General features: G+C 40.7%; 19 protein-coding genes. 7 read left to right on the forward strand and 12 right to left on the reverse strand.

The features are described 5' to 3' along the window. Positions 1-56 precede the first annotated feature (56 nt). From TSIB_RS07730 to TSIB_RS07745, 4 genes are all read right to left on the reverse strand, one after another. Complete coding sequence (locus TSIB_RS07730; protein WP_015849855.1) at positions 57-4,385, reverse strand: DNA-directed DNA polymerase II large subunit; 4,329 nt, start codon at positions 4,383-4,385, stop codon at positions 57-59. Between the two features lie 11 nt (positions 4,386-4,396). Further along, positions 4,397-6,379: a DNA-directed DNA polymerase II small subunit gene (locus TSIB_RS07735; protein ID WP_015849856.1), complete on the reverse strand. Its 1,983-nt coding sequence runs from the start codon at positions 6,377-6,379 to the stop codon at positions 4,397-4,399. Next, positions 6,372-7,631 carry an ORC1-type DNA replication protein gene (locus TSIB_RS07740; protein ID WP_394295184.1) on the reverse strand — a complete coding sequence of 420 codons (1,260 nt, stop codon included), beginning with the start codon at positions 7,629-7,631 and terminating at the stop codon, positions 6,372-6,374. Before TSIB_RS07740 ends, TSIB_RS07735 begins: the two co-directional genes overlap by 8 nt. Before the next feature lie 295 nt (positions 7,632-7,926). Next, positions 7,927-9,252: a RuvB-like helicase gene (locus TSIB_RS07745; protein WP_015849858.1), complete on the reverse strand. Its 1,326-nt coding sequence runs from the start codon at positions 9,250-9,252 to the stop codon at positions 7,927-7,929. 244 nt (positions 9,253-9,496) lie between these two features. Here TSIB_RS07745 and TSIB_RS07750 point away from each other — a divergent pair, with 244 nt between their 5' ends. Genes TSIB_RS07750 through TSIB_RS07760 form a run of 3 tightly spaced genes read left to right on the forward strand, consistent with a single transcriptional unit; the run spans position 9,497 to position 11,270 of the window. After that, positions 9,497-9,811: a Gar1/Naf1 family protein gene (locus TSIB_RS07750; RefSeq protein WP_015849859.1), complete on the forward strand. Its 315-nt coding sequence runs from the start codon at positions 9,497-9,499 to the stop codon at positions 9,809-9,811. 6 nt (positions 9,812-9,817) lie between these two features. After that, positions 9,818-10,738, forward strand: a complete 921-nt coding sequence (locus TSIB_RS07755) for a transcription initiation factor IIB (RefSeq protein WP_081432787.1) — start codon at positions 9,818-9,820, stop codon at positions 10,736-10,738. A 16-nt stretch (positions 10,739-10,754) separates the two neighbouring features. After that, positions 10,755-11,270 carry a metallophosphoesterase gene (locus tag TSIB_RS07760; protein ID WP_048160494.1) on the forward strand — a complete coding sequence of 172 codons (516 nt, stop codon included), beginning with the start codon at positions 10,755-10,757 and terminating at the stop codon, positions 11,268-11,270. Between the two features lie 27 nt (positions 11,271-11,297). Here TSIB_RS07760 and hpkB read toward each other — a convergent pair whose 3' ends face one another. Continuing rightward, positions 11,298-11,501: an archaeal histone HpkB gene (hpkB, locus tag TSIB_RS07765; RefSeq protein ID WP_048160496.1), complete on the reverse strand. Its 204-nt coding sequence runs from the start codon at positions 11,499-11,501 to the stop codon at positions 11,298-11,300. A gap of 388 nt (positions 11,502-11,889) precedes the next feature. On the opposite strand from hpkB, the gene rbcL reads away from it, so the two are divergent. Then, entirely contained in the window at positions 11,890-13,224 is a 1,335-nt protein-coding gene (rbcL, locus tag TSIB_RS07770; RefSeq protein ID WP_048160498.1) for a type III ribulose-bisphosphate carboxylase, read from the forward strand. 91 nt (positions 13,225-13,315) lie between these two features. Then, positions 13,316-13,894 carry a thymidine kinase gene (locus TSIB_RS07775; protein WP_048160500.1) on the forward strand — a complete coding sequence of 193 codons (579 nt, stop codon included), beginning with the start codon at positions 13,316-13,318 and terminating at the stop codon, positions 13,892-13,894. On the opposite strand, the gene TSIB_RS07780 is transcribed toward TSIB_RS07775, so the two are convergent. From TSIB_RS07780 to TSIB_RS07800, 5 genes are read right to left on the reverse strand one after another with little or no spacing between them, the layout of a single operon-like run. Further along, complete coding sequence (locus TSIB_RS07780) at positions 13,891-14,337, reverse strand: alanyl-tRNA editing protein (protein ID WP_015849865.1); 447 nt, start codon at positions 14,335-14,337, stop codon at positions 13,891-13,893. The two genes, TSIB_RS07775 and TSIB_RS07780, sit on opposite strands and share 4 nt — an antisense overlap. 13 nt (positions 14,338-14,350) lie before the next feature. Beyond that, positions 14,351-15,358, reverse strand: coding sequence for an aspartate-semialdehyde dehydrogenase (gene asd / locus TSIB_RS07785; RefSeq protein ID WP_015849866.1), 1,008 nt, complete (start codon positions 15,356-15,358; stop codon positions 14,351-14,353). Further along, complete coding sequence (thrC, locus tag TSIB_RS07790; RefSeq protein ID WP_015849867.1) at positions 15,358-16,530, reverse strand: threonine synthase; 1,173 nt, start codon at positions 16,528-16,530, stop codon at positions 15,358-15,360. Before thrC ends, asd begins: the two co-directional genes overlap by 1 nt. Next, a complete protein-coding gene (locus TSIB_RS07795) occupies positions 16,527-17,402 on the reverse strand; it encodes a homoserine kinase (protein WP_015849868.1) in 876 nt (291 codons plus the stop codon). The genes thrC and TSIB_RS07795 overlap by 4 nt, the downstream gene beginning before the upstream one ends. Continuing rightward, positions 17,399-18,454: an aspartate kinase gene (locus TSIB_RS07800; RefSeq protein WP_015849869.1), complete on the reverse strand. Its 1,056-nt coding sequence runs from the start codon at positions 18,452-18,454 to the stop codon at positions 17,399-17,401. Before TSIB_RS07800 ends, TSIB_RS07795 begins: the two co-directional genes overlap by 4 nt. Positions 18,455-18,780: 326 nt before the next feature. Between TSIB_RS07800 and TSIB_RS07805 the strand changes: the two genes are divergently transcribed. After that, positions 18,781-19,017, forward strand: coding sequence for a hypothetical protein (locus TSIB_RS07805; protein ID WP_015849870.1), 237 nt, complete (start codon positions 18,781-18,783; stop codon positions 19,015-19,017). Then, positions 19,014-19,343: a transketolase gene (locus tag TSIB_RS07810; RefSeq protein ID WP_015849871.1), complete on the forward strand. Its 330-nt coding sequence runs from the start codon at positions 19,014-19,016 to the stop codon at positions 19,341-19,343. Before TSIB_RS07805 ends, TSIB_RS07810 begins: the two co-directional genes overlap by 4 nt. A gap of 116 nt (positions 19,344-19,459) precedes the next feature. Here the strand turns inward: TSIB_RS07810 and TSIB_RS07815 are convergent, their stop codons facing one another. Next, entirely contained in the window at positions 19,460-20,800 is a 1,341-nt protein-coding gene (locus TSIB_RS07815) for a glycerate kinase type-2 family protein (RefSeq protein WP_015849872.1), read from the reverse strand. Between the two features lie 46 nt (positions 20,801-20,846). Next, positions 20,847-21,266 carry a DUF371 domain-containing protein gene (locus tag TSIB_RS07820; protein WP_015849873.1) on the reverse strand — a complete coding sequence of 140 codons (420 nt, stop codon included), beginning with the start codon at positions 21,264-21,266 and terminating at the stop codon, positions 20,847-20,849. Positions 21,267-21,275: the final 9 nt, after the last annotated feature.

A 21,275-nucleotide genomic window follows, 5' to 3' on the forward strand; every position in this document is an offset into this window, starting at 1 on the left:
AGATAAGGTGATTTAACTATTTATCTTTTTTGTTTATGTGAAGAAACATTTGAGGGTTATGAGAAAAAGTCCTCCAAGTTAATAACTTTTTTAGACTGTTTCTTCTTTTTAGGCTTTTGAATTTCTTCTTTTTCACCTTTTTTCCTCTTAATCTGCCGCTCTTTTACTGATGACTGTTTTTTCTCGGTCTTTTTCCATTTACCATTTTCTTTAAGCTCATCAAGATACCCATTGCCCTTCACTGTCCTTCCAGTCCTTTCCGCTATCATCCTATCACATATATCCCTATGGTTTAGGGCAAGGAGGGTTCTCTGGGTTTCCGGGAAAACGTTCTGAAAGAGGCTTTTGATATCTTTCTCGGTAACACATATCCTTTGCCTTGTATAGTCAATTACATTGTATTTAGCTACAAGCATTTTTGCTGTAGGCAGATACTTTTCAATAGCCCCTTTTGAAACTGTTAACACGATTTTCCCGCCACACTTTGTGCATTTACCCCTTAAGGGCGGCCTTCTATATTTGGTGTTACATTTCACACATCTAAACTCCTGTCTTGTAAAACTTCTCAGGTTTCCTCTTAGATCGGGGACTATGTGTGAATTTATTATGGTCTCTGCAACGTGATGTTCATTCACGGCCCTTATTCTCTCAGCTAAGGCCAGTTGGTGGCTAACCTTATCCACCATATCTCCCAACTGCTTGTAAAGGCTCATTTTCGGGCCGAGTGCTATGTCATCGGTATCATGAGTGAACTTCAACCCCTCATACATCTCCGGCTTTCCTAAACGATCCTCAACTCTCTCAATGACTCCAACGACTTCCTTTGGTGACTTAAGCTCGTAGGTTGCCCTATAAAACTCTAAGGGATAGTATCTAACTACGTCCATATTATGGACTTCACTGTCAACTTCCCTGGGATCTAAACGGGTGGTAACCACCAAAGGAGCGTCCATTTTGCCTCCACGCTTTTCTGGGAGATAGTAGCGCGAGAAGTTGAGCAGGGCATCTAAGAGGAGCATTACAGAATCCTCATCGCCATCACATTGATGTGTCACAATATTTTCATTTATTAGGACATTGTGGTAGTTTTTAGCATTTAATGAGAACACAAAGTCACCAGTCGGTTTGACGAATTCTATCTTTTTAATAGTAATCTTGAGTGGTTTTGAATCTGATTCATCAATTACAACCATTATATCACTTTCTTTTACTTCAAAAGCTCTTTTCTTGAAGAATTTTCCATTTTCATAAACGAGTACTGGATGATCTATAGTCGTCTCGAAACTCCTTCCAAGTTCAAGCTCGAACCGGATTAAGTGATCTGTAATAGGGGCCTTTATAACATCCTCGATATCTGTTAGGACAACTTTACCTGTCTCAGGATCAAAGGAATATACTTTAATGTCAGCCTTTGGTTTTTTCCTCACATAAACCATATTCTCATAGTGTTCATCTTCAAATAACTCATATAATTCCTTAAGCGTTATCCTCTGTGGAAATCCATCAATCTGCACCAATATCCTGGTTTCTCCCGGGAAGCAATTCCTCCTCTTTGCTGCGTGATAGTATGGGTGGGCATACCCCACAAGGGCATCAACAAAGCCAATAATTCTTCCAATAATTCCAGCTGAGGTGTGAGGGGCCAAACCTATAACCAAATGACCAATAAGATCTTCCATTTTCTCAACGTTGTAGAACCTCGGCAGTCCATAAACTTTATCAAGGAGATCATCTACAAACTTTGCTACTTTAACAAGATACCTGCCGGCTTCCTTTGAGAGTATTATATCCTGAACTTTGAGCTCAAGAATTTGGTCTCCACTTACAAGCGGCTTTCCTTCGAAGTCGTGAGTGTATCCCAGTTCCTTAAGTTTCTCTATACTGACTCCTATCTCTTTGGGTTTGAAGTGAGTTATTGGAGCATCTGTTGCATCAAACCTTATAGTGCCATCTTTGAAGACATAAACATCGTTCCTCGCCCTTAATATTCCCTTTTCGAGGGGTTCTGCTATCTTGTGGGCAGAACTCATACCCATTACGCCTTTGAGTTTATCAAGAGTGTAGATCCCAACATTTTGCATGGCACTGTTCAAGAGTTCAGAAGGGCTTATCCTTCTCCTCTTGTATGGTTTCATTTCGATGTCACATTTCGGACATCTGGTGTCTAATATAGATTCAAAACCACACTTGGGACAGTGGTAGAGGAGTTTTGCTTCCTCTCCGCATTCAGGGCATGTTGGGAATATATCCACGTGACCACAGCTGGTACACTTGAAATGTGCAATTTCAACATCAGATGTTTTCCCCTCTTGAGCAGCTTTGTAGATGTCTCTTGAATTGCCTCCGGCCAAACCAATGGGGAAAAGAACATGAACAGGAGGCTTCATTTTTCTTTCTTTTGCCTTTTCGGGCCTTCCCATTCTACTCCCAATCCAACTTATTCCCCTATCCCTTAACTTAATATCACTTATCTCATTTATGAGGTCAATAGGGGTGTGGAATTCTTTAAACTCAATCTTCTTCTCCAGGTTAGCTAGGGGGGTTAAAACGGCAGCAGCCCAGGGATAATCTACAATCACGGTATCTCCTTCTATAATATGTTCAACTCCAAGGAGTTCCAAATAACGTTTTGCACCCCCTAATGTCTCCAGACTTATTTCAAGTCTCTTTGCATATCTAAAGCCCCTGTACTCACCCCACTCAATTGTGGCATTCACAAGAGCATTCTGAAGTTTTATGAGCTCTTCTACTGTGAGAGTATTCCAATACAAAGTATAGTACGGATGAAGAGGTATTTTTAGTATATTTGATAGGTGAAGGGCCTCTTCAATAGTAGGCTTAGTTACAAGAGGATCATAAAGGAGCTTTGCTAGGGTTTCCGGCTCAATATCCAAATAATCAGCGGCTTCCTCCACAGAATCCCTCTCATTTTCCTGAAATGGCCTCAATTCAAGTTCATAAACATCATTGACAGTCTCTACAAGCTCCTGAATCCACCATTCTTCCACATAGTTGGCCGGCAGAAGCGTTTGATTGTTCTCAACGAAATCTCCAAACGCTATTAAAGCATCCCCCAAGTATAATATCTCCTCTACTCGGTCTTTAAGCTCAAGGGCCTTGTGATAATCATCAACCCTCACAACACTCCCATCTTTCAACTTAACTATAGGGCCCTCAATTGTACTTGCAGGTGTAACGATACATCCTTTTCCAGGCCTTTCCGTTTTCATTTGAGTTCCCACTGCCAAGAACTCGTCCACCATTATCATAACCGCAGGATTTATTGACCATGTTGCAAACCCGCTAACCCTGCTCCTTCCATAGCGAAGTCTAAATCCCCCATTGGTGGAGGGTTCCGCAAATAACGGTCTTCCCCCAATAATCTCTTTTGTATACTTTGCATTCGGGGATATGGTCGCCTTAAGCTTTTCATAGAGTTCATGATAAAAGCCTTTTTTGATTTTTGTTGTTTCTCCTACAGCTGTTTCAGTTTTACTCTCCTCCAATGCTTTTTCTTCCTTTTCATCACTCTTACCTTTCTCTTTGGCCTCAACAAATTCTTTTAACCATTCCCAACCATCTATCCCCATTTTGTCAATGTACTTAACTAGCTTGTTCGCTTTCTGTAGAACACCCTCGGCAATTACTAAAATTGCTCCGCCTCTCAGATAATTTGTTTCTACTCCCGGAACATTTCTATGACTAACCTCAACATTGTCCGTAGTTTCTCCCGTAATCTCTATTGGTATATTTCTAACAGCTAAACGAACCTCATCTGGAGAAGGATAATATTGGAGTCTGGTAACCGCCCTGTGATAAAGATCAATCTCCTCTACATACCTTTCTACATGCTCCTCTGTGAGTTTGAACCTATCCAAACCAAGTTTTTTCCTTACATAATCTCCAACAAGAACACTAAGGGCCTGAGCAGTGCCACCACTACTTCTGATAGGGCCTGCATAATAAACAGCTAGATAATTCGTGCCATCCTCATTTTTCTTTATTTTAACGTCAGCTATTCCTTCCAAGGGGGCAGAAACAATACCCTCTGTAAGAATGGCTAAAGCTGTTCTAACACATTGATCAGCGAGCTGTTCTTTGTTTTCAAACTTCTTAAACTTTCCTTCTATTATCTCATCAACGACTTTGAGGGCAGCAAGTTCTTTACCGTATTCTTTTACAAGAGATCTAATTCTTTCAGCAACACCTTTGGGGCCCACAAGACTCTCAACTCTTCCAGCCATATCTGTTGCTTGAGGAACTTCAATTTCTTGTGTGGGATCTTTCCCCTGAGAACGAGCCTTTTCAGCTATTTCGTACGCTTTATCAATCTCTCTCTGCAAGAATTCAAAATATTTTTTCATTTCTTCACTGTAAATTTCCATGTTATTTCACCTCAAACGTCACACCATTTTGTAAAATCAACTATCATCCTCAGTTTAGCAGTCTCTACATCTATAATTGGAACTTTTGCTGGTGTAGGAACTATGTTAACCATTTTCTGGAATTCAGTCTGGGCTTGCCATGTACCAGAATTTATTAAAAAAACACCCCTATAGATCTGATAATCAAGAACATGAACGTGGCCCATCTGTACTAAATCGGGAACGCTTTCGATTACAAGCAGATCTTCAGAATCTGGGGCTATAGGGACTTTTCCTCCAAAAGTAGGTGCAACATGCCTAAGCTTTAAAAGTTCCACCATGGGCTTTACCGGCTGATGGTGACTCATGTTAGGAACATAGCTAACTACATCTTCTATCCCCCTACCATGGACGATTAAAAATTCTCTACCATGAAGGTCAATTACAGCAGGGTTGCTTATTATAACGGCGTTCTTTAACTCATAGAGGGGTTTGGCATAATCCCTATAAAATTCCGGTTGGGGCAAAGCCATTCTTGCAGCATCGTGGTTTCCAGGACCAATAAACATGGTTATATGGTCGGGAACATTTGAGAGAAGATTTGCAAGGGCCTCATACTGATCAAAAATGTCCGGAATACTGAGTTCATTATATTGGCCCGGATATATACCAATTCCATCAACAACATCTCCAGCAATTATGAGATATTTTATTCTGCTAACAATTTCCTCCTCAGCTTTACTGTTTACATGACCATTGAGCCATTCTATGAACTTCATAAATGCCTTCTCACAGAACTTATCGCTCCCTACGTGAATATCACTTATCAAAGCGGCGTACACCTTCTCCTCAAGTGGTGGCTTTTCTTTTTTGTAGAGGGGAACATCTGGAAGATATATTCTGTCTGCAAAAAAGATCCCTCTCTTTGAATATCTCCCCCTAAACGCAACGACACTGTCAGGCATTATTTCAAATGCCTTTTTGTAATCTTCCCTGTCCCTTCCGATAAACACCTTCATTATCCCGCTGTTATCTTCCACCTCAAACATATAACCATTCCTAGTCTCCCTTTTGGAGTTTACAAGGCCAATTATCGTTATATCGCCTTCCGGGTTAATATAACTAAGCTTCCCAATGTCAATAACCCCAGAGACCTCGGGATTTTCCCGGAGGATCTTTCTCATCTTTTTCAACCTGCTTTTGAAATAATTCTCGTAGACTTTTACTATAATCTCCCCTTCTTTGGTAGTACTACTTCTTGCCTTTGGGGGGGTAACCTTAACATTCCTAACATCGAATTTGATATTATACTTCGACTCTATAGACTTTGCAATAAACTCAAAGCCCTCTTTTGGAGTAACTTTAAAATCAGCATAAACAGAATAAGTCTTTTTCTCCTCCGGGATCTCTTCCTCCTCAGCAACTATAGGAACCCCATACTCCTCAAAAATAATTTTCCTTTCCACTTCCCCATCCTCACCATTTTCTTCTTCACTGCTTTCACTCTCAAAGTTCTCTATAATTTCCTCTTGAGGAGCTTCAATAGGTTCTTCAACTTCTGGTGGGACTCCTTCAGGTATTTCCAAACTTTCTTCCTCTCCAATCTCCTCAAGAACCTGTGCTTTTTCCACAACTTCGGTTTCTTCAGAAATGGTTGAAGTTTTAGATGATTCTTCAACGCTTTCTTCCACTATCTCAGTGGCTGTTTCAACTGCACCAACAGTGCCTGAGGTTTCTAGGGCCCTTTGTTCAGCTTCCTCTGTAATTCCCTCTGCTTTCTCACTCTTCTCTACAAACAAAAACTTTTCTAAATGATTGGGTTGAGATATAATACCTTTGGATTTTAAAAATTCCTCAGCTGTAATCTGATCAATTACAAACGTTCCTCTTGCTTTTGCAAATTTAATTAGCTCCGGAAGAGCAAAATCCTTATTATAGTGCTCCGATAAAAGAAAATATGCTGGGGGAGTTATTAGGTAATTGTTTGATATTAACCCCCTCACCAGTTCATCCATAAAACAACCTCCTCTGGTTGAGCATGCTCACTGAAATTAATGGCCTCAATGTTTCTTCAAAGCGGTATATGTTTTTAACTTTATAGGGTGTTATATTAAGCCTTATTTCTTTTGTCCTTCCATAGCGACCCTTACTCACAACTTTGGCATTTACTATACCTAACATGTCAAGTTCATTTATCAAATCACTTATTCTTCTCTGAGTTAGGGGTTCCAAATCTAAATATTCACAAAGCTCCCTGTAAATGGAATAGACATCCCCGGTATTCGCTGGCAACTCTCCATTCTCATCAAGTAAGACTATTGCATACAAAAGGATTTTCGAATGCAGGGGCAGGGTTTTTATAACTTCCTCCATAGTATCCTGTTCTATTTTCTCCTGGGCCTTCCATACATGTTTTTCTGTAACTTTGGGAGACATTTCTCTCTCTGCTATCTCTCCACTGACTCTGAGGAGATCAAGAGCCCTTCTTGCATCTCCATGCTCTCTGGCAGCCAAAGCTGAACAAAGTGGAACAACAGCATCATCTAAAACTCCATCATAAAAGGCCTCTTGGGCCCTTTGCATCAAGATATCTCTCAGCTGGTTGGCATCATACGGTGGGAACACTACCTCCTCCTCACTTAAACTTGATAACACCCTTGGATCTAGATATTCCTTAAATCGTAGATCGTTAGATATTCCTATAATGCTTACCTTCGCGTTTTTAAGTTCTGTATTTATTCTTGTAAGACTGTAAAGGACATCATCGCCACTTTTTTTAACAAGCTTATCTATTTCGTCCAGAACTATTATCAAAAAGCGTTCTTTCATATCCACAGCTTTCTTTAGCTGCGCATAAACCTCATCAGTGGGCCACCCAACAAGTGGGACTTCTACCCCGCTTTCTTCTCTGAAATAATTGACTATATTGGCCAGCACTCTATACTGAGTGTCTATTATCTCACAGTTGAGATAAATGACATCCACAGGTATATCATATTTTTGAGAGATTTTTATCAAATCCTCTGTTACATACCTCACAGTAACCGTCTTTCCAGTTCCCGTCTTGCCATATACAAAGATGTTGGAGGGGGTTTCTCCCCTTAAAACTGGAACTAGAATATGCACAAGGGTCTCTACTTGTTCTCGTCTGTGCGGGAGCTCTTTAGGAGTATAACTATGTCTCAATACGTCTTTGTTCTTGAATATTCTCTCATTATTCATGTACTTTTCAAAAAGTGAATTAAGATCAGTTTGTCCCTCTTGCAGCATTTTCGTCCCTCCATTGGAAATCTGTTGGTATTTATCAATTTGACCTAGTTTTATTGTTTACATAATTATTATAGTACATTTAGTGCATTTTTATAACTCCTGTCGCACATTTTATCTTTATGATTTTAACATCTTTTAAAAAGATTTCCATCGGAAGCAGTTGATCCAGTGGAAATGCATTCTGTAAATTATGAGAAAGAGTATATATGCTTTGTTGAGCAGATTTATGATTAAAATCGAAGGGGTCTTTAAAAGAGTTTAGACTTCAAAAAGAGTTAAAAATAAAGAAGGATCACTGAAGCATCCCTTCGAGTTTTCTGACATATTCAGTGCTTCTTTTTATGTCTGAGAAATAACCCTCTGCTTTTTCTATATGTTCTCTCTTGACTTCCCCACCAGTAGCTAAGACACTGGCCGGAGCCAAGAGCTGAACCGCATATCTTAAACTTGTTTTTTCTCCCAATTCAGCAATATAATCTATTGCATCCTCTGAAATCTCTATTCCCTCCTCTATGGCCCTTATTTTCACAATTTCCTTAATCTCTTCTCTCTTATATGGTTCCGTGTTTATTATTAGTAATCTATCTAGCATATCTATTGGGATTCCATGCGGAGCCTCTAAATCTGTTCCCCTTATTTTTGTAACTCCTCTGTTAGTTGCCAATATTAGAATGGGAGACAATTCATTCTCCATTGCTCTAGCCAGGAATGAAAAAGCCTCAATGTCAAGCATATGACATTCATCTATAAAGAGAACTCCGGGGACAAGTACAGCCTTACCTTCTTCTACCCATTGCTTTACAGTTTCATCAACTTTTTCCCTTATTTCATCTGTTATCTCCAGTCCTCCACCAAAGAATACACTAAATATCCCTCCTGCACGGCTATTTACTAGGTCTAAATCAGATAGACTAACAGTGTAAGTGAATTCTTTTATCTTGAGAACTGGGCCACTGGGCACTTCTACAACCTTCTTAAAGAATAAACCTTCTTCCCCCTTCGTTGTCCCTAATTTTGAGACCCTTCCAGTTTCGGCATCAAGCTGGACTACATCCCCCTCTTCAATTCCCATCTCCAAAAGCTGGTACGCTATCTCTCTACCTGCCCTAATAGTCTTTTCATCATCTTTTGTCTTGAGCGTTATTGTTACAGATTCGGGAACTTCTACATAGGGGTTGAAGGGATGCTTGGTCTTATTAATTTGAATCCTCTCTACTTTCCCCTCATAAACTCGCCTTTCCTCACTTATTCTAACACCGATTGCTCTCCTCAAAGCTTGTTTTAGAAATTCTGTTTTCTTAATCTCTGCAGAGTAGATCTCACTTCCCGAAATTTGAACAAATGGAACATCCTCCCCAAGTTCCTTTGCAATTCCCATTGCAATTGCAGTTTTTCCACTACCCGTCGGGCCCACCAATAAAATTCCCTTACCCGCTAACTTCCCTTTTTTTATCAGTTTGACTGCAATTCCTGCAGCTTCTCTAGCCTTCGTTTGCCCGACCATGCCATCTGCTACAAACTTTGCTTTCCCATTTTCATCTAAACCAAGCCCACGTATGTGAGAATGGCTTCCTATCCTTTCAAATCTGCGGGCTGCAACTTCCTCGATCAACGGCATTGTATCACCTCCCTATAAGACTTTTAGAAACTATTGGTATTTAAAATACATATCTTTTAAAAAGTTATCCCCTTAATATGCAGGACCTCCAATATGCTCCTTCATCATGCTATAGAAATCTACAAGAAAAGTACCTAATACTTAAAAAGTTTTCCCGAAGATTTTACTATCTATAATAGTTAGTAGAAAAGTTTAAAAAGAAATAAACAAATACATTTAAAAGATTTTCGATTGGGGTGGGGCTATGAAACGTTTGGGCAAAGTTTCTACTTATGCAAAGCAGGGATTCCTAATTCTTCGTTCAACATCCATACCAGCATTGAATGATCGGGTGGTAGATAAGAATCTTCAGGTTATTGGGATAGTCAAAGATGTTTTCGGTCCGGTTGAATCTCCATATGTGGCCATAAAGCCACGTATCAAGAATCCGGAAAAATATATTGGAGAGGTTCTTTATATTGATAAAAGGAGAAATAAAAAACCCTCTTCTGCTTCTAAAAAGTCCAAAAAAATAAAGGAAGGTGCTAAACGTCGCCCTGCCCCCCAAAAGAGGGGGTGAGAATTTTTGACTCAATTAGGTGGTATTAAAAGATGCCCGGTTTGTGGTTCGGAAAATTTAATTTATGACCCTAGCAGGGCAGAGATTGTTTGTTCCCAATGTGGTTATGTGCTAGACGAGGAGATAATGGATCTTGGGCCTGAATGGAGGGCCTTTGAACCGGGGCAAAGGGAAAAGCGTTCTAGAGTAGGGGCACCTGAAACTATAATGCTCCATGACAAAGGACTCTCAACAGATATAGACTGGAGAAACAGAGACATCCATGGGAATGATATATCAGGAAGTACTAGAACCAAAATGTATCGATTGAGAATGTGGCAGAGAAGAATGAGAATAAGCGATGCCATAGACAGGAACCTAGCTTTTGCTTTAAGTGAATTAGATAGAATGGGCTCCCAAATAGGACTTCCCAGAAATATAAGGGAAATTGCTGCCCTTCTTTATAGGAAAGCGGTCATTAACAGATTAGTAAGGGGTAGATCGATAGAAGGTATGGTTTCGGCATGCCTGTATGCTGCATGCAGAATAGCCAATGCTCCAAGAACTCTTGACGAAATAGAAGATTTTTCAAAAGTAGATAAAAAAGAAATTGGCAGAAGTTATCGATATCTCGTTAGAGAACTAAACCTCAAACTTAGACCTACAAATCCAGTGGATTATGTTGTAAGATTTGGTGACCAGCTTGGTGTGACAGAAAAGACCAAGAGACGAGCAATGAGGATAGTAAATCAAGCAATCAAAATGGGCCTTACCAGTGGAAAAGGGCCTACTGGCATAGCTGCAGCTGCAATATACATTGCCAGCCTTCTTGAAGGAGAGAAAATGACACAAAGAGAAGTTGCTGAAGTCGCAAGGGTAACCGAGGTTACTGTGAGAAACAGATACAAAGAGCTTGTGGATAAACTTAATATACGAATACCCACGTGAAATATTGGGGAAAAACGTGAAGCTCGGAATATTGGGTGATACCCACTATCCAGATAAAACTTCCCATTTGCCTGATTTAATTTTTAATGTTTTTAAAAGTGAGAAAGTGGATCTAATCCTACATACAGGGGATCTTACTGCTCCCGAGGTCTTAGAGCGCCTTACAGAGATTTCTCCAACTATAGCCGTGAAAGGTAACCTTGATCAAACCACTCTACCGGAAGAAAAGATTTTAGAGATTAACAACCTCAAAATAGGCCTTATACATGGCCACCAGTTTCTGAGTTTAGATGAACAAATATTAAAGTATAAAGCCCTAGAAATGGGAGTGGACATCCTTATCTTTGGACATACCCATCGGTTCTTTTATAATAAATATGAATATATGGGAAAAGAAGTGATACTTTTCAACCCCGGTTCTCCAACTGTTCCAAGGATGAGCGACCCCACTTTTGTCGTAGGAGAGATTACAGAAAGAAAATTCAAGTTCAGAATATTCAAACCATGGGAAACACAATGGAAACATCCATAATAGAAAAGACAAAAGAAAGAAAAATTATCAAGCCTTGATAGCGAGCTTGATGTCCTCTGCCTTGACGGTCTTTCTGCCGGCGTGCTTTGCAAGGTCAACTGCTTTCTTAGCTATTTCCATAGCCTTCTCCTCAAGGTGCTCAGCAAGAACCTTGGCAGCTTCCTCACTAACTCTTGGTGCACCAGCCTTTCTAACTAACCTATCAATTGGGGCAATTGGCAACTCAGCCATACCCAACACCTCCTAAAGTTGTCTAAATTGGTATTTGCATTTTATTTTATGAAAGAAGTTATATATAAACCTTTCGGAAAAGAGGCTATTTTAGACAAATAATCTGCTAGCTAACATACATTTGAGGATGACTAAAATATCTCGCCAGTTGTTGAAGAGAGTGAGAAATTTTATAATGTATAGTCCCCACACTCTGGAAATAGAGGAATCCTCATAGTTGGTGATTTGGTTTATATTAAGCAAATAAAGATTTTATTTTTGTTAAGACCAACAGCAAACCAATTTGCCCTTTAAGACCAAATAAAAGAATCCTGACTTTCCACATATTTGCCCCGTAATAGTTATATTCTCTCCCGTTGATTTTATTTCAAATGATGAGGTGGTAAAAATGCCAGAAAAGTTTGATAAGATATATGACTACTATGTTGACAAGAACTATGAGCCAAATTTTAAAAGAGATATAGTAGCAGTTTTCAGAATAACCCCCACAGATGGTTACACCATAGAGCAAGCTGCCGGCGCTGTGGCAGCTGAAAGCTCTACTGGGACATGGACTACTCTCTATCCATGGTATGAAGAAGAAAGGTGGAGCGATCTTTCAGCTAAAGCCTATTACTTCCATGATATGGGAGATGGGAGCTGGATAGTAAGAGTAGCCTATCCTGCACACGCTTTTGAAGAGTGGAATCTCCCCGGCCTGCTTGCATCAATAGCCGGTAACGTTTTTGGAATGAAGAGAGTAAAAGGACTAAGGCTTGAAGATCTTTACCTACCTGAAATAGTACTCAGAGATTTTAGCGGGCCCAACAAAGGGATTAAAGGTGTAAGAGAAACACTCGAAATCAAAGATAGGCCCATTTATGGTGTGGTTCCTAAGCCAAAGGTTGGATATTCTCCAGAAGAATTGGAAAAGCTTTCTTATGAACTTCTTTCAGCAGGGGCCGATTACATAAAAGACGATGAGAATTTAACAGGGCCATGGTACAACCGCTTTGAAGAAAGGGCCGACGTAATGGCAAGAGTTATAGATAGAGTGGAAGCAGAAACTGGAGAAAAGAAAACATGGTTCGCTAACATAACAGCTGATATCAGAGAAATGGAAAACAGACTTGAAATTCTAGCTGAATACGGCCTACCTCACGCCATGGTCGATGTTGTAATAGTTGGATGGGCCAGCCTAGAGTACATACGAGATTTAGCAGAAGACTATGACATTGCCTTACACGCCCATCGGGCTATGCATGCCACCTTCACAAGAAACCACTACCATGGAATATCGATGTTCGTTCTTGCAAAGCTTTACAGGATTATAGGCCTTGACCAGCTCCACGTTGGAACTGCCGGAGCTGGAAAGCTCGAAGGTGAAAAGTGGGACGTAATCCAAAACGCAAGAATCCTAAGAGAAGAGCACTACAAGCCAGATAAGAATGATGTTTTCCATCTAGATCAGAAGTTCTATCACATTAAACCTGCTTTCCCAACAAGCTCTGGTGGACTTCACCCAGGGAACCTGCCCCAAGTCATAAATGCTCTTGGAAGTGATATTGTACTTCAACTAGGCGGGGGAACTTTGGGACACCCAGATGGACCAGCTGCTGGAGCTAAAGCCGTTAGACAGGCATTGGATGCAATCATGCAGGGGATTTCATTAGATGAGTACGCCAAAACTCACAAAGAGCTGGCAAGGGCTCTCGAAAAATGGGGTCATGTGACTCCAGTTTGACAAACTTTTCCTTTTCTTTTTGTCTTTTATTCTATAGCTTCCTCCCAAAGCCATTTATTCTCTTTTAGTCATCTTAAAAATGGTGAAGTTCATGCATCCAGAGGGATTCTTAGAAGTTATCACGGGTCCAATGTTCGCCGGAAAAACAAGCGAACTCATTAAGAGGATTGAAAGACAAATATTCGCAAAGAGAAAAGCAGCTCTTTTCAAACCCTCAATAGATAACCGCTACAGTGAAGATAAACTCGTGGCCCACAATGGATTAAGCTATGAGGCCTTTGTTATCCCAACCACAGAAGAAGGAGTAAAAATGATATACCAAAAGACAAAGAAAGAGGGGTTCGAAGTTATAGGAATTGATGAAGTCCAATTCTTCCCGATGTCAATAGTTGAAATTCTCGATAAGCTGGCTGACGAGGGCATTTACGTGATCGCATCTGGTCTGAACTTAGACTTCAAGGGAGACGCCTTTGAGGTTACAAAAGAACTCCTAGCAATGGCCGACAATATAGTGTACTTAACAGCCATATGCAGCGTTTGTGGAAGAGAGGCCACAAGAACTCAAAGACTTATAAATGGAAAACCTGCACCGAGAGATTCACCAAGGATACTCGTGGGCGGCATGGAGGCCTATGAGGCCCGCTGCAGGAAGCATCACATAGTACCTTAGACTACATCGAAGCTTATTTCAAGGAGTTCTTTGACTTTCCTAAACCTCACCTTCCTGATTTTTATTTGCCCTATTTCTCCGGTAGTTTTTGTGTGCTCTTTGTTACATGCATTAATATTCCAGTCCTCAATAACAACAACTTTAAGAGTTCTTATCTCTTCAGGAATTGGAAAAAGGTCGTACATGTCTTCTCCAAACCTGCTCTCTGCCTCTTCTCTTGGAAGCTCATGCACTTTGATTGGAGCATTTTCCTCGATCTTCCTATTAGCAAACTCTTCAATCATTGCAATCTCCTCTTTCGTGGGCTTTCGGTTGAACTTAATGGTTAACCTACCATGATTCCCGTTAACATAAACAGCAGCAGTCCATTTTGCTTCTTCACCTAAAACTTTAACAACTGCTCCTTTTAACACATGCAAGGCAGTGTGGGTTTTAACCTCCATTTACACTCCTCCTTCATAGGATTCCACATACATGCGCCAGTTCAGCGTTTAAGATTGAGCCACCAGCAGCCCCTCTAATTAGGTTATGGCCCAATGTGATATATTTAAATTTCCCTTCTTCAATTTTCTCCATCCTCCCAAAGGTAACTGTCATTCCTCCGCCAAAGTCCCTATGAAATTTGGGTTGAGGGATTTCCTTATAAAGGAGCGGCTTTGCATATGACGGAAGCTTAAGGGATCCCAAAGGATCAAAAGATTCAAATGATTTCTTAAGCTCCTCAACAGTTGGATCCTCCTCAAGTTCAACAAACACTGCCTCAGTATGCCCGTGTGAAACTGGAACCCTTGTTGTTATTACCGAGATTTCAAAGCTTGCTGGGGTTATTTTGTTATTCTCGAGTTTTCCAAGTATTTTCCTTGACTCGTTCTCGACCTTCCACTCCTCTTTTTCAATGTATGGAATCACATTATCAAAAATCTGCATGGCCGAAAGTCCACTAAATCCCGCTCCAGAAATGGCCTGCATAGTCACTACGTTAACTCTCTGTATTCCAAACTTTGAAAGGGCCTTGAGTGAAATCACCAAAATCGCCGTAGAACAGTTTGGATTCGTGACTATGAAACCTTCCCAACCGCGTTTTTCCCTCTGCGCTTCAACTAAACTTAAATGTTCTCCGTTTACCTCGGGAACCAAAATGGGAACGTCTCCCTCATATCGGTGTGAGGAGGCATTGGAAAATACTGGAATTTTCTCTGCAAGCTTTTCTTCAACATTTCCAGCAATTGAAGACGGAAGGGCCGAAAAGACTAGATCCACATTTCCATCAAACTCTTCTAGGCTTTCTATCCTCATCTCTCCTATCTCCTCAGATACCTCCCACGTAGCTAGTTCTCTAAACTTCCTCCCTTTCGATCTCTGAGAAGCTATGAGGTATTTCACATCGAACCAAGGATGGTTCTCCAAGAGTCTTACAAAGCTCTGGCCCACCAATCCTGTCGCTCCTAAAATTGCTACCTCCATTAAAGAACCTCCTTGAATGCCTCTAAGCTTGGCTCTATTGGCTCTGGAAGCTCAAAACCCTCAAGGATTATGTTCGGATCCTTCAAGCCGTGTCCTGTCGTTATCAGAACCACACTCTCATCTTCTTCGATTTCATTCCTTAGCTTCATTAACCCGGCAAGAGAGGAAGCAGATGCTGGCTCAACAAATATTCCTTCCTTTGATGCAAGCATTTTCTGAGCTTTCAATATTTCTTCGTCAGTCACACTTTCTAAAACCCCTCCAGACTCTTCAACGACCCGCCAAGCTTTTGGCCAGTTGGCTGGATTCCCAATCCGTATAGCGGTTGCAATTGTCTCAGGCTTTTCAAGAGGTTTGAAGTCTCTTCTCTCCTTCCAAGCTCTAGCCAGGGGCGATGCTCCCTCAGCCTGAATTCCAATCATTTTAGGGAGTTTATCTATAAAACCGGCTTCGTAAAGCTCTCTAAATCCTTTCCAAATTGCCGAGATGTTTCCTGCATTTCCCACGGGCAGAATAACCTTATCGGGAACAAACCCCAGTTGATCAAAGATCTCAAAAGCTATGGTTTTTTGTCCTTCAAGACGGAAGGGATTTATGGAATTGAGCATGTAAACACCCAACTCACTGCTGGCTTCCACCACGACATTTAACGCATCATCAAAGTTCCCCCTAACTGGAACAACCTTCGCACCATAAACTATTGCCTGTGCAAGCTTTCCTAATGCAATTTTCCCACTTGGGACTAAAACATAAGCTTTTATATTTGATTTGGCAGCATAGGCCGCTAAAGATGCTGAGGTATTCCCTGTAGAGGCACAGATCACCTTATCCATACCAAGCTCCAGGGCCTTGCTAACCCCCACAGTCATCCCCCTATCCTTAAAAGAGCCCGTTGGATTGGCGCCTTCGTTTTTCACGTAGAGTTCTTTCATTCCAAGCTCAGTTTGCAAGTTTTCTAAGCGGTAAATGGGTGTTCCACCTTCATTAAGTGAAACCCTTTTTTCAACCGGAATGAAGCTCTCGTATTTCCACAATGTCATGTTTTTACCATCGAAGACGTTTTCAACTTTATCTAAATCAACAAGGACTTCAAGCAACCCACCACATTCACACCTGTACCTAACTTCCTTTGGATTATATTCCTTTCCACACTCTATACATTTCAAAATCATTCTGCTCCTCCTCCTACTTTGCTAATAAAGTATTCAGCATTAATTCTCTCCTCTTCAAAAGCTCCTACAATTGCCCTTCCAATCTCATCAAGGTTTTCACCTAAAGCAAATACTGCTGGTCCCGAGCCAGAAATAGACACTCCATAGGCCCCGTTCTCTAATGCAGCTTTCCTAATCTTGTCGAACCAAGGTATTAGGGGTTTCCTATAAGGCATTGCCAAATAATCATCCAGCAACTTTCCGACTTCTTCTATATCACCATTTTCTAAAGCTAAAACCAGAGAACTTGCTAGAGCCAGATTTCTTACTGCATCACTTAATGGGACATGTTTTGGCAGAACTTCTCTGGCCCTTTTAGTGCTTACTTCCACTTCTGGCAGTATTACAACCAACTTGAGCTTTGCATCTATCTTGAATACTTCAAGAGGAAATAGGGATTTCAAGACCACGAACCCTCCAAAAAGGGCTGGAACTATGTTATCACCGTGAGGACTTCCAGATGCAACCTTTTCCCCTTCTAAAGCTGCTCTTAAGATGATCTCTTTATCATCTATATCCAAAAGCCTCGCAACTGCTAAAGCTCCTCCCAAAGCAGAGGCTCCGGAACTACCAAGCCCACTTTTTGGTCTTATTCCTTTCTTAATCTTCATTTTAAAGCCACTCTCAACTCCTGCTTGTCTTAAGAGGGATAAAGCTGAAACAGAGGCCACATTTTTATCCGGCTCCTCTGGAACCTTGTAACCCTCAACTTTTACTTCAATCTCATCGCTTAGCTTAACCCTGATGAAATCCCTCGGCTTTTCTAAGCAAAGACCAAAGACATCAAATCCTGGCCCAAAGTTTGCTATCGTTGCTGGAACTGAGACTCTCATTGGAAAATCACCTCGTGTATGGCATTTAAAGTATTTTCAAGCTCTTCCCTTTTTACAAGAAAGCAAATCCAATTTCTGCCCCTCTTGTAGATCTGAGCATTGATGTTCACTTCGCTTACTCCAACAACCCCTATGCTTGCAAGGTTCTCATTGATGATTTTGTAGGTCAATATTGGCATTCCGGCATTTATTTTTGAAATAAGCGTCCCTAAGTGCTGATTATTTGTTTTCCCCAGAATTATAGGTATTTTTCCCTTTACCGGTTCAACAGCCCTTTCATGCAAGGCCTTCATCCCAAGCATTGAAGCAGTCGAAACTTCTTCATAAGATGCAAAGGGGATTAGCTTAGCATCTCTGACTATCTTAGGATCAGCTGTGTAGATTCCCTTAACATCGCTCATGATCAAAACTGCCCTAGCATTCAAGAGACGTCCTAAAACTGAGGCAGTGTAGTCACTCCCTCCCCTTCCCAGTGTAGTTCTGAAGCCATTAAAATTCCCGAGAAACCCCGTAATAACAGGAACTCTACCCCTCTTTAGTATTTCCTCCACTATCCAAATCTTATCTTTTGTTTTCTTTAAGTCAACTTTAGCGTTACCGAAACTCCCGTTTGTTTCTATTAGATAAAAAGCATCAACTGGAGTGCTTTTGATTCCCTCATCTTCCAAGGCCTTTGAAAAAAGTTTTACTGACAATCTCTCTCCGAATGACAAGACGTGGTCTATGTATGCTTTCCTGCTTGGGAATGCTTTTTCATTTCTCAGGATGAATTTAAGTTCTCTGATCTCATTTTCAATGCTCAATTCGATTCCAAGCCTTTCAATTGTTCTCAAGTATATTTCTTCGAACTCTTTGAGAAACTCTGGGCTTTTACTTTCTGCTAGCTTCAATAGTAAGTCTGTAACGCCTTTTAATGCGGACAGAACAATTACAACTTCATTCCCTTCATAGAGCTTTTGAACAAGTCTTAAAGCTTCACTAAAAGAGTCCCTAACTGAACTTCCTCCAAATTTAATAACCACCCTCGACTTAGCGGAGAGTTTGTAAACCACCGATAGTGCATCACCTTATCTGTAGGGTTTTGATATCCATATAAATCTTTTCGAAAATTTTTTGTTTTTCTGTCAAAATTTGCAAACTTCGCTTGAAGATAATTGTCAAGATGACATATTTTGATGCAAAATCTCTAAAATATTTCAACTAAATGCGGTTTAAAATACCATAATGATAAGCTAGCCAGCTTTTCCTAACCAAAAATTTAAATAGTAATAAAGAGTTTTCAAAGGTTGGTGATGGTGATGTCCCGCCAATATCTGTAACCCCAATTCCAATTGGAAAAGATGAATTAGCTGTTTTTAGAAAACTATTTTTAAGGGCCTTGAATGAAAATCAAATATTGATCCTAAAGAGCATAAATGGGAAACATAGATCCTTGAACGCTTTTTTGGAGGAAATAAGCAAAGATACTAGAAAGCCAATTTCAACATTAAAGCTCAATGCCAAGATCTTGAAGAAGCTTGGTTTAATTGATTATGGTGAAAAAAACCATCCAAAACCCATTGAACTGACAAAACATGGCCGACTTGTTCTAAAAATTCTTGGGGTGGTAGAATGAGTGAAAGCTTAGTTCAATTAGTCTTAAGTAACAAGCTCAAAGAAATGCTTTCAGAAGTGAACAACTTCCACCTCAACTCCTCTATAACGTGCCTTGAGATCTTAAAAGCGGTAATAGCAAAGAAAGGAGAAAATGACGTGATAATCCTGAGTAAAGGTCACTCAGCTCCGGCATTTTATGTAATCCTTTCGGAACTTGGACTTTTAAGTGAAGAAGAACTGAAAAGTTTTACCAAAATGGCAAAACTTTCAAAGCTTATCCAACTATCAATAACTACTTATCCTGAAGGGCAAGGCTTTCAAAAGAAAGATGTAAGGGTCAATTAAAGCTAGGGTTAGAGGAACTAGGGCCCTGATTTCAATACTTCGTCTTTTAATTGTATTTTAAGTTGCATTGTAAAAAGAGTATTTAAAATAAGGAAGCTAACACCTCCCATGAAAAATTAGAGAATAACAGCAATAATTATGGAGTTAACGTTTGTCCTCGTTGGCCCTGTTAATAACAAAGCATTAACTTCTTTCAATGCTTCGTATGCATTGTGAGCTTTAAGAAACTCTTCCACATCAATATCTCTCTTCTTCAAAGTTTCCAGTGTATAAGAGTCCACTAAACCTCCTGCTGCATCCGTTGGGCCATCCGTGCCATCCGTGTCCATTGCCAAAACCGCAACTCCCTTAAGGCCCGCTATTTTTCTTGCTATGCTTAAAGCGAACTCCTGATTCGGCCCCCCAAGACCGGGTTCACCCTCTATCGTTACCGTTGTCTCCCCACCGGCTATTAAAACACAAGGTCTCTTAAAGGGCCTTTCTCTGTGATATATTTCCTCAATAATAGAACCAAAGGCTATGGCAACCTCTCTCGCTTCCCCTTCTAATGTGGTCGTTAAAATGTAAGCATTTAATCCCAATTCCTCCGCTTTTCTCTTTGCCGCTTCGCAGGCAAGAGAATTGCTCGCGATAAGGAAGTTGTGCACATTGGGTAAATCCTCTTTTAGCGTTTCTTCCCTCTCTCCTTCAATGCCAAGTTCTATGTGCCTCTTAACACTCTGGGGTAGCTTTTCCCAAACGTTGTAGAGCTTTAGGAGCCTATAAGCATCTTGAAAAGTTGTTGGGTCCTTTACAGTTGGCCCGGAGGCTATTGCTTCGAGAGGATCGCCCACCACATCGGAGAGAACTAAGCTTATTAAAGTCCCTTTAACGAGTTTTGCCAATTTTCCACCTTTGACTTTTGAGATATGCTTTCTAACGGTGTTAATTTCATAGATCTTAGCACCACTTTTGAGGAGGAGCTCATTTGTTTTCATCTTGTCCTCCAGGCTTATTCCATCCTCGGGGAGCATGAAGAGCGCCGAACCACCACCCGAGATCAGCACTAGGAGAATATCATTTTCCCCGACTTTCTTGGCAAGTTCAACCCCCAAATGGGCCCCTTTCATTGAGCTTTCATCCGGAATTGGGTGGCCGGCTTCAATCACCTTAATCTTTTTAAGTGGCAATGAGTACCCGTACTTTGTAACCGCAATTCCCTCAGCTATTTTATCATCTAGGATCTCCTCAACTGCCTGGGCCATAGAACAAGCGGCCTTCCCAAAGGCCAAGACGTAGATTTTTCCCTTTATAGGGAACTCCCTTTCTTTAATGATAAGCCTATTATCTTCCACTTTTAGGGCCCTTTTGATGGCCTCATATGGGTCAGCGCTTTTTATGGTCTCTTCCATGAGATTGAGGGCAATTTCTTTAGATTTAATATCACCCTGGGACAAAAGCTCCTCTCGATTTATCATAAGACTCACCAGAACTAATTGTCCTTACATGTTATAAAAGTTAAAGCTAATCATCCACGATTATCTCAACAACAACCCTTTGCTCTGGATTCCTCAGCTTTTTCACAAGCTCTCTTTTAATATCCCTTGCGGCCTTATTGGCCCTTATTGCCAGAGTTCTACCATCAACATATTCACTCTTCCTTATCACCATAGAGATCTCGTTCTCAAAAGTCAATCTCTCATCGCCAACGGCCTCCAATTCATCAACAATGCCATCCGCTGTTATTCTGATTTTGACCTTTCTTCCACTCTTCAAAGCCTCTTTTATCTCATCGCTTAATTCCTTCAGGCCTTTGTTTGCTTTTACACATATAATACAGTCCCCTCGAGGAGTCAGGTAATCCTCTTTAGTTATCTCCAGTGTAGACCGATGTGTTGCCTTCACGTTTTCATGTCCATAACAGGTAACCCTTTCCCTGAGCATGTATAATCC

The sequence above is a fragment of the Thermococcus sibiricus MM 739 genome, assembly GCF_000022545.1.
Classification (GTDB): domain Archaea; phylum Methanobacteriota_B; class Thermococci; order Thermococcales; family Thermococcaceae; genus Thermococcus_A; species Thermococcus_A sibiricus.

What these genes read in the sequence shown, in the direction of transcription:
- TSIB_RS07730 (WP_015849855.1), bottom strand. Translation starts at nt 4,385, where the DNA reads ATGGAAATTTACAGTGAAGAAATGAAAAAATATTTTGAATTCTTGCAG.
- TSIB_RS07735 (WP_015849856.1), bottom strand. Translation starts at nt 6,379, where the DNA reads ATGGATGAACTGGTGAGGGGGTTAATATCAAACAATTACCTAATAACT.
- TSIB_RS07745 (WP_015849858.1), bottom strand. Translation starts at nt 9,252, where the DNA reads ATGCCGTTGATCGAGGAAGTTGCAGCCCGCAGATTTGAAAGGATAGGA.
- TSIB_RS07750 (WP_015849859.1), top strand. Translation starts at nt 9,497, where the DNA reads ATGAAACGTTTGGGCAAAGTTTCTACTTATGCAAAGCAGGGATTCCTA.
- hpkB (WP_048160496.1), bottom strand. Translation starts at nt 11,501, where the DNA reads ATGGCTGAGTTGCCAATTGCCCCAATTGATAGGTTAGTTAGAAAGGCT.
- rbcL (WP_048160498.1), top strand. Translation starts at nt 11,890, where the DNA reads ATGCCAGAAAAGTTTGATAAGATATATGACTACTATGTTGACAAGAAC.
- TSIB_RS07775 (WP_048160500.1), top strand. Translation starts at nt 13,316, where the DNA reads ATGCATCCAGAGGGATTCTTAGAAGTTATCACGGGTCCAATGTTCGCC.
- TSIB_RS07780 (WP_015849865.1), bottom strand. Translation starts at nt 14,337, where the DNA reads ATGGAGGTTAAAACCCACACTGCCTTGCATGTGTTAAAAGGAGCAGTT.
- asd (WP_015849866.1), bottom strand. Translation starts at nt 15,358, where the DNA reads ATGGAGGTAGCAATTTTAGGAGCGACAGGATTGGTGGGCCAGAGCTTT.
- thrC (WP_015849867.1), bottom strand. Translation starts at nt 16,530, where the DNA reads ATGATTTTGAAATGTATAGAGTGTGGAAAGGAATATAATCCAAAGGAA.
- TSIB_RS07795 (WP_015849868.1), bottom strand. Translation starts at nt 17,402, where the DNA reads ATGAGAGTCTCAGTTCCAGCAACGATAGCAAACTTTGGGCCAGGATTT.
- TSIB_RS07810 (WP_015849871.1), top strand. Translation starts at nt 19,014, where the DNA reads ATGAGTGAAAGCTTAGTTCAATTAGTCTTAAGTAACAAGCTCAAAGAA.
- TSIB_RS07815 (WP_015849872.1), bottom strand. Translation starts at nt 20,800, where the DNA reads ATGATAAATCGAGAGGAGCTTTTGTCCCAGGGTGATATTAAATCTAAA.
- TSIB_RS07820 (WP_015849873.1), bottom strand. Translation starts at nt 21,266, where the DNA reads ATGCTCAGGGAAAGGGTTACCTGTTATGGACATGAAAACGTGAAGGCA.